This is a genomic window from Bacteroidota bacterium (genome assembly GCA_013696965.1).
In the GTDB taxonomy this organism is placed as follows: Bacteria; Bacteroidota; Bacteroidia; order JACCXN01; family JACCXN01; genus JACCXN01.
This window is the reverse complement of record JACCXN010000081.1, coordinates 17,579-31,555: the sequence shown is the minus strand read 5'-3', so window position 1 is coordinate 31,555 and position 13,977 is coordinate 17,579. Positions and strand designations below refer to the sequence as shown.

13 protein-coding genes are annotated in these 13,977 nt (G+C 34.6%); 7 read left to right on the top strand and 6 right to left on the bottom strand.

What is annotated here, in order from left to right; translation table 11 throughout:
• The first annotated feature begins 2 nt into the window (after positions 1–2).
• Genes atpH through atpG form a run of 3 tightly spaced genes read left to right on the top strand, consistent with a single transcriptional unit; the run spans position 3 to position 3,071 of the window.
• Positions 3–560, top strand: a complete 558-nt coding sequence (atpH, locus tag H0V01_11910; GenBank protein MBA2584077.1) for an ATP synthase F1 subunit delta — start codon at positions 3–5, stop codon at positions 558–560.
• Positions 561–576: 16 nt separating this feature from the next.
• A complete protein-coding gene (locus H0V01_11905; GenBank protein MBA2584076.1) occupies positions 577–2,157 on the top strand; it encodes a F0F1 ATP synthase subunit alpha in 1,581 nt (526 codons plus the stop codon).
• 26 nt (positions 2,158–2,183) lie between these two features.
• Positions 2,184–3,071, top strand: coding sequence for an ATP synthase F1 subunit gamma (gene atpG / locus H0V01_11900; protein ID MBA2584075.1), 888 nt, complete (start codon positions 2,184–2,186; stop codon positions 3,069–3,071).
• An 88-nt stretch (positions 3,072–3,159) separates the two neighbouring features.
• On the opposite strand, the gene H0V01_11895 is transcribed toward atpG, so the two are convergent.
• The 4 genes from H0V01_11895 to H0V01_11880 form a co-directional block, all read right to left on the bottom strand.
• Positions 3,160–3,390 carry a DUF2132 domain-containing protein gene (locus H0V01_11895; GenBank protein MBA2584074.1) on the bottom strand — a complete coding sequence of 77 codons (231 nt, stop codon included), beginning with the start codon at positions 3,388–3,390 and terminating at the stop codon, positions 3,160–3,162.
• 128 nt (positions 3,391–3,518) lie between these two features.
• A complete protein-coding gene (locus tag H0V01_11890) occupies positions 3,519–4,367 on the bottom strand; it encodes a hypothetical protein (GenBank protein ID MBA2584073.1) in 849 nt (282 codons plus the stop codon).
• An 83-nt stretch (positions 4,368–4,450) separates the two neighbouring features.
• A complete protein-coding gene (locus H0V01_11885) occupies positions 4,451–7,399 on the bottom strand; it encodes a leucine--tRNA ligase (protein MBA2584072.1) in 2,949 nt (982 codons plus the stop codon).
• A gap of 381 nt (positions 7,400–7,780) precedes the next feature.
• A complete protein-coding gene (locus tag H0V01_11880) occupies positions 7,781–8,158 on the bottom strand; it encodes a GxxExxY protein (GenBank protein ID MBA2584071.1) in 378 nt (125 codons plus the stop codon).
• Positions 8,159–8,409: 251 nt separating this feature from the next.
• Here H0V01_11880 and H0V01_11875 point away from each other — a divergent pair, with 251 nt between their 5' ends.
• The 4 genes from H0V01_11875 (at position 8,410) to H0V01_11860 (ending at position 11,247) form a co-directional block, all read left to right on the top strand.
• Positions 8,410–9,285, top strand: a complete 876-nt coding sequence (locus tag H0V01_11875; protein MBA2584070.1) for a cell division protein FtsX — start codon at positions 8,410–8,412, stop codon at positions 9,283–9,285.
• A gap of 30 nt (positions 9,286–9,315) precedes the next feature.
• Positions 9,316–9,606 carry a DUF3098 domain-containing protein gene (locus H0V01_11870; GenBank protein ID MBA2584069.1) on the top strand — a complete coding sequence of 97 codons (291 nt, stop codon included), beginning with the start codon at positions 9,316–9,318 and terminating at the stop codon, positions 9,604–9,606.
• Between the two features lie 172 nt (positions 9,607–9,778).
• Complete coding sequence (locus H0V01_11865) at positions 9,779–10,657, top strand: hypothetical protein (protein ID MBA2584068.1); 879 nt, start codon at positions 9,779–9,781, stop codon at positions 10,655–10,657.
• A 98-nt stretch (positions 10,658–10,755) separates the two neighbouring features.
• On the top strand, positions 10,756–11,247 hold the full coding sequence (locus H0V01_11860; GenBank protein ID MBA2584067.1) for a GNAT family N-acetyltransferase: 492 nt from the start codon (positions 10,756–10,758) through the stop codon (positions 11,245–11,247).
• A gap of 117 nt (positions 11,248–11,364) precedes the next feature.
• On the opposite strand, the gene hemH is transcribed toward H0V01_11860, so the two are convergent.
• Together hemH and lpdA are read right to left on the bottom strand one after the other, a co-directional pair.
• A complete protein-coding gene (hemH, locus tag H0V01_11855; GenBank protein MBA2584066.1) occupies positions 11,365–12,378 on the bottom strand; it encodes a ferrochelatase in 1,014 nt (337 codons plus the stop codon).
• Between the two features lie 57 nt (positions 12,379–12,435).
• Positions 12,436–13,839 carry a dihydrolipoyl dehydrogenase gene (gene lpdA, locus H0V01_11850; GenBank protein MBA2584065.1) on the bottom strand — a complete coding sequence of 468 codons (1,404 nt, stop codon included), beginning with the start codon at positions 13,837–13,839 and terminating at the stop codon, positions 12,436–12,438.
• Positions 13,840–13,977: the final 138 nt, after the last annotated feature.

Here is a 13,977-nt window from a genome sequence, read left to right as displayed (position 1 = left end):
AAATGAAAGGCACTATAGTAGCATCCAGGTACGCTAAATCACTTCTTGATCTTTCCTTAGAACAAGGAAACTCGGAACAAGTGAAAAAAGACATGCAATTTGTTGTGAGTTTATGCACTGAAAACAGGGATTTTTCAAATTTTATTAAAAATCCAATTGTAAAAACAGATAAGAAAATAGCTGTTTTCAAAGAAGTTTTCCAGGAAAAAATCAGTAATTTATCACAGGCTTTTATTGAACTTCTTTGCAAAAAAAGACGCGAACAATTTGTTCAGGATATTGCTAAGGAATTTTTAAAGCAATACAACACGCATAAAAAGATTATGACTGCTGTTATTACCTCAGCATCAGGAATTGATGAGAATATCAGACAAAGAGTTTTGCAAATGATTAGCGATAGCAGCAAATGGGAAGTAGAGTTGGTTGAAAAAGTAAATCCGGATTTTATTGGTGGATTTACCCTTCAATTTGCCGATAAAAGAATAGATACAACATTGTTACATAAGCTTGAGAAATTAAAAAGAGAGTTCAAAGAGAATCCTTACATCAAAAATTTTTAAATAAAAATCATATAAAATGGCTGAGATCAGACCGGCAGAAATTTCTGCAATTTTAAGACAACAGTTATCCAATTTTAAAACTGAAACCGAACTTGAAGAAGTAGGTACAGTGCTTCAAATTGGTGATGGTATTGCCCGTGTTTACGGACTTACCAAAGTACAATCAGGAGAATTGGTTGAATTTGAAAACGGACTTAAAGGTATCGTTTTAAATCTTGAAGAAGATAATGTTGGTGTGGTATTGCTGGGTGATTATCTTGCCATAAAAGAAGGCGACATTGTAAAAAGAACCAAAAAAATTGCCTCAATTAATGTAGGTGAACAAATGGTTGGAAGAGTTGTAAATACGCTTGGTACTCCAATTGATGGGAAAGGCCCTATTGGTGGCGAACTTTTTGAAATGCCACTTGAGAGAAAAGCTCCAGGAGTAATCTACCGTCAGCCCGTAAACGAACCTCTTCAAACAGGTATCAAAGCCATTGACTCAATGATTCCAATCGGAAGAGGTCAAAGGGAACTTATCATTGGTGACAGACAAACAGGAAAGACTGCTGTTGCAATTGATACGATTATAAATCAAAAAGAATTTTATGAGAGTGGACAGCCAGTATATTGCATCTATGTTGCCATTGGACAAAAAAGTTCTACCGTTGCAAACATTGTAAGAATTCTTGAAGAAAACGGGGCAATGCCCTATACCATTGTAGTTGCAGCTTCTGCAGCTGATCCTGCCCCAATGCAATTTTATGCTCCTTTTGCGGGTGTCGCAATTGGTGAGTATTTTAGAGATACAGGTCGTCCGGTTCTTATTGTATATGATGATCTTTCAAAACAAGCAGTTGCATACCGTGAAGTATCTCTTTTATTGAGAAGACCACCAGGGCGTGAGGCTTATCCTGGTGATGTATTTTACCTTCACTCCAGGTTGCTTGAAAGAGCAGCTAAAATTAATGCTTCCGATGAAATTGCAAGAAGCATGAATGATTTACCTGATTCTCTTTTGCCAATTGTTAAGGGTGGTGGATCCATTACCGCTCTTCCAATTATTGAAACACAAGCTGGTGATGTTTCTGCGTATATTCCAACAAACGTAATTTCCATTACTGATGGACAGATATTTCTTGAATCAAACTTGTTTAATGCTGGTATACGCCCTGCAATTAATGTTGGTATTTCTGTTTCTCGTGTTGGAGGTAACGCGCAAATTAAATCAATGAAAAAAGTTGCTGGTACATTAAAACTTGACCAGGCACAATACAGGGAACTTGAAGCATTTGCTAAATTCGGTTCTGACCTTGATGCTGCAACTAAAAATGTAATTGAAAAAGGAGTTAGAAACGTTGAAATCCTTAAACAGGGACAATTTTCTCCAATGAGTGTTGAAAAACAAATTGCTATTATTTACTGCGGTACAAAGGGTTTATTGAAAAGTGTTCCAGCCAAGAATGTAAAAGAATTTGAAAGCCAATACCTTGCCTTGCTAGAAGCAGAACATAAAAACATATTAGCCGATTTGAAGGCTGGTAAATTCAACGATGAAATTACTGCCGTTCTTGATAAAGCAGCAAAAGACGTATCAGCTAAGTTTGCAAAATAATAAGCTTAGTGAATAAAAGATAGAAAATGGCAAATTTAAAAGAAGTAAGAAGTCGGATTACATCAGTTTCTTCTACCCAGCAAATCACCAGTGCCATGAAAATGGTATCTGCTGCTAAGTTAAGAAGGGCCCAGGACGCTATTACTCAAATGAGGCCTTACGCTTCAAAGTTGAAGGAGATCCTCGAAAACCTGAGTTCAACTTTGGAAAGCTCTGCTGATAATCCTTATTCAAAACAAAGAACCGTTAAAAATGTTTTGATTGTTGTTGTAACCTCCAATAGGGGGCTTTGTGGAGCTTTTAATGCCAATGTGGTAAAGCAGGCAAGCAAACTGGCCTCTGAAACGTATGCAAACTCTAACGTTAGTGTTTTGTGTGTTGGAAAAAAGGCCACTGATTATTTCAAAAAATCAAAATACAATATAATAGGCAGTGATATGCCAAGGAGATTGCATGAACTTTTTGATGATTTGTCCTTTGCGAACGTTTTCCCAATTGCTGAGGTAATAATGGAATTGTTTGTAAAAGGAGAATTTGATCGTATTGAACTTGTTTATAACCAGTTTAAAAATGCAGCAATCCAGGTTTTAACAACAGAACAATTTTTGCCAATTAAACCTTTGGAGGTGTCGGCTTCAGGAAGTTCTTTTACTTCAGAATATATTTTTGAACCCAATAAGGAATCCATTGTAAGTGAATTAATTCCAAAATCACTGAAAATACAATTTTACAAGGCTTTGCTTGATTCTCATGCAGCAGAACATGGTGCACGTATGACTGCAATGCATAAAGCAACAGATAATGCGGGAGAATTATTAAAAAGCCTGCGTTTAACATACAACAAAGCCCGTCAAGCAGCAATTACAAACGAAATTTTAGAAATTGTAGGTGGAGCAGAAGCTTTAAAGAGTTAATAAGAAACGAATTTATACAAATTGACAAAAAAAATCCTGCCTTGTAAAAAGCAGGATTTTTTTTAAACCCTTATTTGGAACAAATAAATTATCCCTTAGGGTTTTTCAATGATTTGAGGTAAAGATTCTCGACCTTCAAGCGTGCCCAAGGGGTTTTTCTCAGAAAAACAAGGCTTGATTTAATGCTCGGATTGCTATGAAAACAATTTATCTTAATTTTTTCATCCAATTTTTCCCATCCATAATAATCCACCAAATGCTTTAAAATCATTTCTAGTGTTTTTCCATGTAATGGGTTATTTGCTTGAGCTTCTTCCATTTAATTTGAATTTATACAAGAACCAAACGATTCCTGCGTACTTGCAATTAGGGCTTAGTTGCAGTTACTATGCATCGGGACCAAAATGCATTTAAGCTACTGCCTTTTACACATTCTTGGCGTAGTTTTTAATTTATCACAATAGGTAATAGATATGGCATTGGATATAACTTCCTTTGTAGTTCTTTTTTTGTTTGTCCTTCTTTTAGCAAACTGGTTCCAATTGAAGAGCTTAGTCCTAATGATAACTCTTTTGTCTTGGTTGCCTTGTATATTACCATTATTTCCATCTTGTATTTGTCGTCAACCTCGGAATAGATTGGGATTTCTAAAGCATATTCATTATATACATTAAAGTCACCAATATTTTTACCATTTAAAGTTACTTCAAATTGTCGGAAGTTCAAATAGGGCTTAAATATGAGGAAAAGAATTCCGTCTTTGTCGTAAATAGGGCGTTCAAAATAATTAAAATGTAGAATAATAGTATCAGTTTGATTGTTTTTTGTTATTAAATTGTTTTTAGAAATCCAAAAAGTAATTTCCTTGGCGTTTAATCCTTCGTTAGAAGAATACCTGCCGTTTGGTAGGCCCTTTGGAGGCTCAATATTGTTATGTCCCAAGATTCCAACTGATTTATGGTTTACATTAAACTGCATATATTCTTCTCTTTCTGTTGATGGTGGCAAGTCAAAAATGGCATATTTGTATTTATCTATTTTTGTGGCTTTAATAAATACGTTATTTTTAGTTGTATCAACGTTCATAGTAGTTCCAAGATAGATCACTTGGTGAAGTGAGAATTCAAGAATGCTGTCACTGGTGTTGAATACAATCATTTTGTTTTTGTAACCGGTGTTGGTTTTTTCCCAATACCTCCAGACATTTATGTGGTATGTATATAATCCGACAGGTATTTGACCACAGAAAGCCTCAAGAAAAGTAAAAAGCATTGATAATGTTATGATTATTCTCATATTTTAAAAGGGCTTACAAAAATTAAATAAGTGAATCACCTATCTCATTATTAATAACATATAGTGTAAATTAATGCTGTAAATTAGATTACAACATTCACAATTTTATTTGGTACAACAATCACATTTTTGGGTTTGTTTCCTGCAAGCCACTTTTGCGTTTCAGCTGAAGCAAGCACTTCTTTTTGAATTTGTTCTTTAGCTAAATTAGTAGGCAATTCCAGCATGAACCTGGTTTTCCCATTAAAACATACAGGATAATTAAAATTATCTTCAATCAAATAAGCCTGGTTAAACTCCGGAAAATGAGCAAAAGTAACACTTCGGGTATTACCCAGAAGTGACCAGAATTCCTCAGCGATATGCGGGGCATAGGGGGAAAGAAGGATAGTTAAATCCTTTAAAATTTCCCTTTTATTGCATTTTAAATCAGAAAGTTCATTTACACAAATCATAAAGTTACTTACTGAAGTGTTAAAGGAGAATCTTTCTATATCCTCTTTTACTTTTTTTATAGTTTTGTGAAGCGCCTTTAACTCCGTTTGATCAGGATGTTCATCAGAAATATCAACTTGGCCTTTATCGTTAATAAAAAGTCTCCAAAGTTTCTTTAAAAAGCGGTGCACGCCTTCAATCCCGTTTGTACTCCATGGTTTAGATTGTTCAAGAGGGCCCAGGAACATTTCATACAAACGTAAAGTGTCTGCTCCGTATCGTTCAACAATATCATCAGGGTTTACAACATTAAATTTGGATTTTGACATCTTTTCAACCTCTCTGCAGCTTAAAAAACTGCCATCGTTTTCCTTTATAAAATTTGCATTTAAAAAGCGCATATCTTCTTGGGCCAGTAATTCAATATTCACACGCTCTCCATCACAGTATTTTATATCAACATACAGAGGTGTTTTTTTTATTTTTGCTCCTGTTGTAATATCCTCTTTGTTAATATCAGCAGCAATTAAAAATCCCAATTGCTTTTCGTTGTTCTTCCAAAATTCTTCTCCCTCTTGTTCAATAATAATTTGTTTTAAATCATTATCTACTACTTCCCCATCAATGATTGTTTCAGCTATTTTTTTTGATAAATAAAAATTAGTTGCTTTATATTTAAACTGGTTTCCTTCTTTATAACCAATGTCATACCTATATACTATACAGGAAACACCTTGTATCATTCCCTGGTTAATCAATTTTTTAAACGGCTCTTTATCTACAATATAACCAAGATCAAATAAAAATTTGTTCCAGAAGCGTGAATACAAAAGATGGCCAGTGGCGTGTTCGGAACCTCCTATGTATAAGTCTACATTTTGCCAGTATTCATTTGCTTCTTTAGAAACAAATTCCTCTTTATTACCGGAATCCATGTAACGTAAAAAATACCAGGATGAACCTGCCCATCCAGGCATGGTACTAGTTTCATATGGGTAACCTTTTTTTGTTTTCCAATTTTTTGCCCTTGCAAGAGGAGGCTCTCCGCTTTCTGTTGGTAAATATTTATCTACTTCAGGAAGTTCAAGAGGAAGCTCATCTTCATTTAGCATATACGGCAGTCCATCCTTATAATAAACGGGGAAAGGTTCGCCCCAGTAACGTTGCCTGCTGAAAATAGCATCTCTTATCCTGAAATTTGTTTTGCCTTTTCCAATGCTTTTTTCCTCGATCTTTTCAATGGCTTTTTCAATGGCTTGCTTTACCTGCATCCCTTCTAAAAAATCGGAATTAACCATTATTCCTTCTTTAGGCTCATAGGCTTGTTCCAAAACATTTCCGCCTTTAACAACTTCCTTAATTGGAATATTAAAATGTTCTGCAAAAGCATAATCTCTCAAATCATGCCCGGGAACAGACATTACTGCACCTGTTCCATATCCTCCAAGTACATAATCCCCGGTCCAGACAGGAAGTTTTTCGTTAGTGAAGGGATGAATAGCATAAGCACCGGTAAACTGACCTGTAATTTTTTTAACCTCGGTCATTCTTTCCCTTTCTGTACGGTTTTTTGCTACTTGTACGTATTTTTCAACTTCGTTTTTTTGACTTGAAGTAGTAATTTTATCAATCAATTCATGCTCGGGGGCTAATGTAAGAAAGGTTACACCAAAAATAGTGTCTGGTCTTGTGGTAAATACTTCGATTTTTTCTTTGTGTCCATCAATCTGAAAATTAACAGAAGCACCAGTTGATTTTCCAATCCAGTTGCGTTGTTGCTCTTTAATGCTTTCACTCCAATCAATATCCTGCAAATCCTTTAGTAATCGATCTGCATAGGCAGTAATTCGCATTGACCATTGTTTCATTAATTTACGTTCAACGGGATATCCTCCTCTTTCTGAAAGTCCATCCCTTACTTCTTCATTGGCAAGCACAGTTCCCAAGTCTGGACACCAATTAACCATTGTATCTGATAAATAAGTAAGCCTGTAATTTAAAAGGATTTCCTGTTGTTTTTTTTCATCCATGGATTTCCATTCATCTCCAGAAAAAACGCCTTCATAATCACTTGCTGCTTTGATTTTTGTATTGCCATTTTCTTGAAACTCTTCAACTAAGGCCTCTATGGTTTCTGCTTTATCTGTTTTCTTGTTATACCAGGATTTAAATAGTTGAATAAAGATCCACTGCGTCCATTTGTAATAGTTAGGTTCCGAAGTTTTTACCTGTCTGTCCCAGTCAAAGGAGAAGCCTATTTTATCTAATTGTTCCCTGTATCGTTCAATGTTTTTCTCTGTGGTAATGGCCGGATGTTGTCCTGTTTGTATTGCATATTGTTCTGCAGGGAGTCCAAAAGCATCATATCCCATTGGATGCAATACATTAAAACCGGTGAGCCTTTTGAATCTGGAATATATATCGGAGGCAATATATCCTAAGGGATGCCCAACATGCAATCCAGCACCTGAAGGGTAAGGAAACATGTCAAGAATATAGTATTTGGGTTTAAAAGAAGCTTGTTCTGCTTTATATGTTTTATGAAGGCTCCAGTATGCCTGCCATTTCTTCTCGATTTCACTGAAATTATACTCCATTTTCTCGTTTATTTAATCAGGTTGTGAAATTACACAAAATAATGCTTTTTTATTCGGGTTTCTCCGATACGATTTTGATATATTAAATTTCACGCAAAGACGCAAACTTAATTTTTTCTTAGCGCCCTTTGCGTGAACAATTAAAATTTCACGCAAAGAGCGCAAAGTTTATCGCAAAGCATGCAAAGAGGGTTTTACTTCAGATCTTTTTGTTTAAACTTGATTTTTTCTTAGCGCTCTTTGCGTGAATTTTTTTTCTTTGCGCTCTTTGCGTGAACTTTTTTCTTAGTGCACTTTGCGTGACCAATTAATAATTTCACGCAAAGAGCGCAAAGTTTATCGCAAAGCATGCAAAGAGGGTTTTACTTTAGGTTCTTATGTTTAAAGATTATTAACTATTCGATGTATTCCCTCTTTTAATGTTTTTGTATTGAAGTTTATTAGCAATGCCAATTTCAGGTAGGATAACTTCAAATAGGTTAGGGTTTGGGCAAAATGCACGGGCGCTAAATTTTCTATTGATTTTAATTCGATTAATATTTTATTTTCAATTAACAAATCAATTCTATAACCAATATTTTGTTTTGTCTCCTTATATAAAAAGGGCATTGGAACTTGTTGCTTTACATTTAATCCCATTTCTTTTAAATCATAGGCTAAGCCAGTTTCATATGCAGATTCAAGTAATCCAGGACCTAAGTTTTTATGCAATTCAATTGCAGCTCCAATAATTTTATAGGAAAGTTCATTTTCTGTCATACCATTTCTTGATTATTTTTTTTTCTTTAGGTCCCTTTGTATTATCCTTTCACTCATTCCCCAAAAATGGAAACCAATAAACGCACAGGGGATAAGTGTTTTTTTAATACATCCTAAAATGATTCCAGTAGTTTTAAAGTTAATATATACCAGGAATACTAAATTTACGAAAATTATAAATTAAAGGAAATCCATCTCTTAATGAATTTTATTAAATTTACACTCTTTAAACAGCTAGAGCAACTGCATTAATGGCAAACAAACAGGATAAATCAACGGGAAGAAGACTAAAAACCTCCTATTTCACAACAGTTATTAGCATTACGCTTGTGTTATTCATGCTTGGCCTTTTGGGCTTAATTGTTCTGCATGCCCAAAAATTATCTGATCATGTTAAAGAAAATATTGGAATATCTGTTATTTTAAAGGAAAACGTAAAAGAGGTTGACATAATTCATCTCCAAAAATCACTCGATGCATCAAATTATGTAAAATCAACAGAGTACATTACAAAAGAACAGGCGGCAAAATCTCTTCAAGAGGATTTAGGTGAGGATTTCATCAGCTTTTTAGGTTTTAATCCCCTGCTTTCTTCAATTGATGTGCACTTGCATGCCAGTTTTGCAAATAACGACAGCATAGCATGGATTGAAAAGGAATTGATTTCCAACACAAAAATAAAGGAAGTGTTTTATCAGAAGTCCCTGGTGGAAATGGTAAACGAAAATGTAAAAAAAATAAGTATTATTTTACTTGGGTTTAGTTCCTTGTTGTTAATGATAGCAATCGTTTTAATTAACAATACAATCAGGTTATCTATTTATTCGAAACGATTTTTAATAAAAAGCATGCAATTGGTAGGTGCAACAAGTGGATTTATCCGAAAGCCTTTTATGATAATAGGAATTGCACAGGGAATTTACGGGGCATTTATTGCTATAGGTTTATTGGTTGGAGTTTTATATTTAATTCAAAAAGAAGTCCCAGAACTTTTCGAACTTCAGGATATGCAATTGTTTTTATATATATTTGGTATTGTTCTGGTTTTAGGAGTTTTTATTTCCTGGATATGCACAATGTTTGCCGTAACAAAGTTCCTTCGTTTAAAAACAGAAGACCTATACTAAACCTTTGATAAAATAAGTTAAATATATATTATGAGTGTAACTAAAACAACCCCTTCAACTTCCTCTAAAACAACCACTTCAGGTTCAATTAAAGCAGATGGTCATGATTTTGCTTTTGGAAAACAGAATTACATATTAATGCTTGTTGGCATTGTTTTTATTGCTGTTGGTTTTATCCTAATGATTGGTGGTGGTTCTGATGATCCCAATGTTTTTTCTGAGGCAATATTTGATTTTAGAAGGCTAACACTTGCCCCAACTATTGTGCTTATTGGCTTTGTTATAGAAATTTTCGCTATAATGAAAACGTCTAAAGAATAAGTATAATCTGTATTTTTTAGAGAAATAATTCTATGCTTTTCCTGATTTTTTTTAATCCATTGCTTTTCCCTGAAAATGCATTTAATCCTGCTTTACTAAAATTGGAAATCCTAATGTTCAGCTACCTCATGTTGATTTCTTACCTTTGCCCTTCAATAAATGTTAATTAAAGATGGTATTATACAATCCTAAAGATTGGTTTAAACTAATATTTCAATTCCACAAAAGCGATACATTCAGGATTTTAATTCCTACCATGTTAGCAGTGGGAGTTTATACATATATCATTATTTATATTGAAATTGAAATTTGGGAATTAAAGTACAAAAGTACCACACTGGTTCATTCATTCCTTGGCTTTATTATTTCGCTTTTACTCGTGTTTCGAACCAATACGGCATATGAGCGCTGGTGGGAAGGCCGTAAAGTATGGGGCAGCCTGGTGAATAACAGTCGTAACCTTGCAATAAAAATAAATGTTTTTCTGCCTTTGGATAATAAAGAAAGCAGGAAAAACATTTCGGTATTAATAGGAAATTACCCTTATGCATTAAAAGAAAGCTTAAGATCGGGGGTACTGGCAGTTGAGCTTGAAGAATATTCAGGGCTAAGCAAAGAGGAAATTTTTAAAGTTGAGCATATCCCCAATAAAATAGCAGGATTAATATTGGCGGAGATTAACCAATGTTATAAAAATGGTGAAATATCAGGTGATCAATTAATCATTTTAAATGAAGAGTTTCGATCTTTAACAGATATTACAGGAGCCTGCGAAAGAATAAAAAGAACACCAATTCCCTATTCCTACAGCCTATTCATTAAAAAATTCATATTCATTTATGTTATGACTATGCCTTTTGGCTTTGTAAGTGACTTTCATTATTGGGCAATTCCAATTGTTGTTTTTACCTTTTATGTACTGGCCAGCCTTGAACTTATTGCAGAGGAAATAGAAGATCCATTTGGTCTTGATGCCAATGATTTACCCACGGATGATATTGCTCAGAGAATTAGAGTAAATGTAAAAGAGATTCTTTTGAGTAATAAATAATCGAGGGATCTTATAAAAATTCTCCTGAGCATACAAAAGCAAAAGAAGAATAAGCCATTTCAAGTTGATTGGATTAAATGCAATAATTAAAAATGACAATGATTGTTACTATCAGGGAAATTTGTTTAGATGATGATCCAGCAGTTTGTTCTGTTATTAAACAAGTGCTCGTTGAGTTTGGAGTAAACAGACCCGGAACTGCATATTTTGATGCAAGTCTGAATAACATGACATTTTCTTATTCAAGACCTGAAAGTGTTTATTTTGTTGCAACTTCAGATGGAAAAATTGTTGGCGGAGCAGGAATTTATCCAACCCAAGGATTACCGAAAAAAACATGCGAATTAGTAAAAATGTACCTTTTGCCTGAGGCAAGAGGAATAGGCTTAGGGAAAGCTTTAATTAATAAGTGTACTGATTTCGCAAAAGAAAATGGATACAAAAGAATTTATCTTGAAACTTTGCCAGAGTTAGAAAATGCAGTATTTGTATATAAAAGTATGGGGTTTGAATTACTTTCAAAGGCATTAGGTAACTCCGGACATTTTGCATGCTCCATTCATATGATAAAGGATATTGGTGATAAATAGAATAAGGTTCGCACTAGGCGTCTGTTCTATTCTAAAATAAAATCAGCCAAGGATATTTCACTCAAGCCCGCAAATATTTTTTTATGCGCAAAACAAATAGCAGGTTAAATATTTTAATTAACCTGTAACCATTTTTTTTAAGGCATCAATCCATGCGGGATGGGTATTTAAGCTTTCCACAAGTTGAATTTTTTCACCCCCATGTTCCTGGAAAATTTCCTGATATTCCACTTGAATTTCATAAATTGTTTCAAGGCAATCAGCCACAAAAGCTGGAGAAAAAACCAATAGATTTTTCATTCCTTGTTTTGCCTTTTCAATAATTACATGATCAGAATAGGGTTTAATCCAAGGATCTCTTCCTAGACGGGACTGGAAACTTACTGTATATTTATCTTCAGGAATATTTAGTTTTTGGGCAAGTAATCTCGTGGTTTCAAAACATTGTGCCCGGTAACAATATTGATTACTGCTTGAAAGTTTATTGCAGCACTTATCCAATTTGCAATAATTGTCGCCATAATGATAAGATGCTTTTAATATCTGCCTTTCTGGTAACCCATGATAGCTGAAAATAACATGGTCGAAATTCGCATGGTTGTATTTGTTTGCAACAGCCGAAAATGCATCTATAAAAGGAGGATAATTGCAAAAGCCACTTGTAATTTCTATTGATGGAATAACTTCCCATGCTGCCATAAGTTCCATTATTTTCTGAATAGTGGAACCCGTGGAACTTGAGGCATACTGTGGGTAAAGTGGTATTATTTTAATTTTTGAAACTTTTTGCTTTCTTAAACGGTCCAAGGCATCTGATAGTGCTGGTTTTTGATACCGCATACCAAAATCAACCACAAAGTTTCCTCCTAATTCCTGTTGTAGTTTTTTCTTTAATTCTTCACCATGAATTAACAAAGGAGATCCTTTTTCTGTCCAGATTTCCCTATATAATTTTGCTGATTTTGCTGATCTGAAAGGAACGATAATTAAATTAACCAATAATTTTCTTGAAATGTAAGGAATGTCGATTACTCTTGGGTCGTTCAAAAACTCACTTAAATATTTCCTTACATCACCTGTAGAAGGGCTATCGGGTGTTCCCAGGTTAATGAGAAGGACTCCTGTTTTCAATTAGTAATATTTTTGAAGGTGTAAAATTGATCTTTCTGTTTTTAAAGAATTACAAAGTTAAAAATGCAATGCTCTTTTCTCTGTAGCATCAAGGCAGGCTTCTTTTAAAGCCTCTGTAAAAGTAGGGTGGGCATGACTCATACGAGCAATATCCTCTGCGCTTGCCCTGTATTCCATTGCCACCACAGCTTCTGCGATCATGTCTGCTGCTCTTGGTCCTATCATGTGAACGCCTAGTATTTCATCCGTTTCCTTATCGGCTAAAACTTTTACAAAACCATCCAGATCCATGCTGGCCCTGGCTCTTCCGCTTGCTTTAAAGGGAAACGAGCCGGTTTTGTAGGCTTTTCCAGATGCTTTTAATTGCTCCTCAGTGTAACCAACAGCAGCAACTTCAGGCCAGGTATAAACAACCCCTGGAATTAATAAATAATTCATGTGAGGCTTTTGACCCATCATGGTTTCTGCCACAAAAATGCCCTCTTCCTCTGCTTTATGAGCAAGCATAGCACCTTTTACCACATCTCCAATGGCATATATTCCTTTTACATTTGTTTCTAGATGTTCATTGGTTTCAATCCTGCTCCTGTCATCCATTTTAACTCCTGCTTTTTCTAAGCCCAGATTTTGTGTGTAAGGTATGCGACCAACAGAAACAAGACAATAATCTCCCTTAAGTTCAATTTCTTCTCCTTTATTGTTTTGAGCCGTTACCGTTACTTCTTTTCCCTTTGCTTTGGCTCCCGTTACCTTATGGCTCAGATAGAAATCAAATCCTGATTTTTTCAAAACCTTTTGAAGTTCTTTTCCTAATGATCTATCCATTGAACCTATTAATGAATCACTAAATTCCACAACGGATATTTTGGCACCTAATCTGGCATACACAGAACCAAGTTCTAAACCAATTACTCCTCCACCAATGATAATCATATGTTTAGGCACTTCATTTAATTCAAGAGCCTGGGTTGAGGTGATTACTCTTTTTTTATCGATCTCAATTCCTGGCAAGGAAGAAGGCTTTGATCCGGTTGCAATAATTATTTTTGCTCCACTTATCTTTTCATTCTCACCATTTTCTTTGGTTATTTCAACAGTATTTTTATCAACGAAAGAAGCATGTCCATGAAAAACATCAATTTTGTTTTTCTTCATTAAAAAATCAATACCATCACAGGTTTGAGAAACTACTTGCCTTTTTCGTTCAATCATTTGGGCAAGGTTAACTTTCAAATCCTTGATTTCAATTCCATGCTCTTTAAAGTTATGTGCAGCATTGTGAAAATGTTCTGAAGAATCAAGCAAAGCTTTCGAAGGAATACAACCAACATTTAGACATGTTCCTCCCAGTGTTTTGTATTTTTCTATTATGGCTGTTTTTATTCCCAATTGGGCACATCTTATAGCCGCAACATATCCACCGGGGCCAGAACCTATAATTATTACTTCGTAATTTTTCATTTCAAGAGATTTCAATTAAATGCTTGTAAAAACAGTAGCTTACACTACAGTATATTTTTCAGCGAAAGTAATAAATATTGTTTAATCTTCATTGACTTTATTGAGTTTCCAATCAGTAAAAAAGGAGAAATGCAATGA

Excerpts from the sequence above, each read along its gene's own strand:
- atpH (MBA2584077.1), top strand. The coding sequence starts at position 3 with ATGAAAGGCACTATAGTAGCATCCAGGTACGCTAAATCACTTCTTGAT.
- H0V01_11905 (MBA2584076.1), top strand. The coding sequence starts at position 577 with ATGGCTGAGATCAGACCGGCAGAAATTTCTGCAATTTTAAGACAACAG.
- atpG (MBA2584075.1), top strand. The coding sequence starts at position 2,184 with ATGGCAAATTTAAAAGAAGTAAGAAGTCGGATTACATCAGTTTCTTCT.
- H0V01_11895 (MBA2584074.1), bottom strand. The coding sequence starts at position 3,390 with ATGGAAGAAGCTCAAGCAAATAACCCATTACATGGAAAAACACTAGAA.
- H0V01_11890 (MBA2584073.1), bottom strand. The coding sequence starts at position 4,367 with ATGAGAATAATCATAACATTATCAATGCTTTTTACTTTTCTTGAGGCT.
- H0V01_11885 (MBA2584072.1), bottom strand. The coding sequence starts at position 7,399 with ATGGAGTATAATTTCAGTGAAATCGAGAAGAAATGGCAGGCATACTGG.
- H0V01_11880 (MBA2584071.1), bottom strand. The coding sequence starts at position 8,158 with ATGACAGAAAATGAACTTTCCTATAAAATTATTGGAGCTGCAATTGAA.
- H0V01_11875 (MBA2584070.1), top strand. The coding sequence starts at position 8,410 with ATGGCAAACAAACAGGATAAATCAACGGGAAGAAGACTAAAAACCTCC.
- H0V01_11870 (MBA2584069.1), top strand. The coding sequence starts at position 9,316 with ATGAGTGTAACTAAAACAACCCCTTCAACTTCCTCTAAAACAACCACT.
- H0V01_11865 (MBA2584068.1), top strand. The coding sequence starts at position 9,779 with ATGGTATTATACAATCCTAAAGATTGGTTTAAACTAATATTTCAATTC.
- H0V01_11860 (MBA2584067.1), top strand. The coding sequence starts at position 10,756 with ATGATTGTTACTATCAGGGAAATTTGTTTAGATGATGATCCAGCAGTT.
- lpdA (MBA2584065.1), bottom strand. The coding sequence starts at position 13,839 with ATGAAAAATTACGAAGTAATAATTATAGGTTCTGGCCCCGGTGGATAT.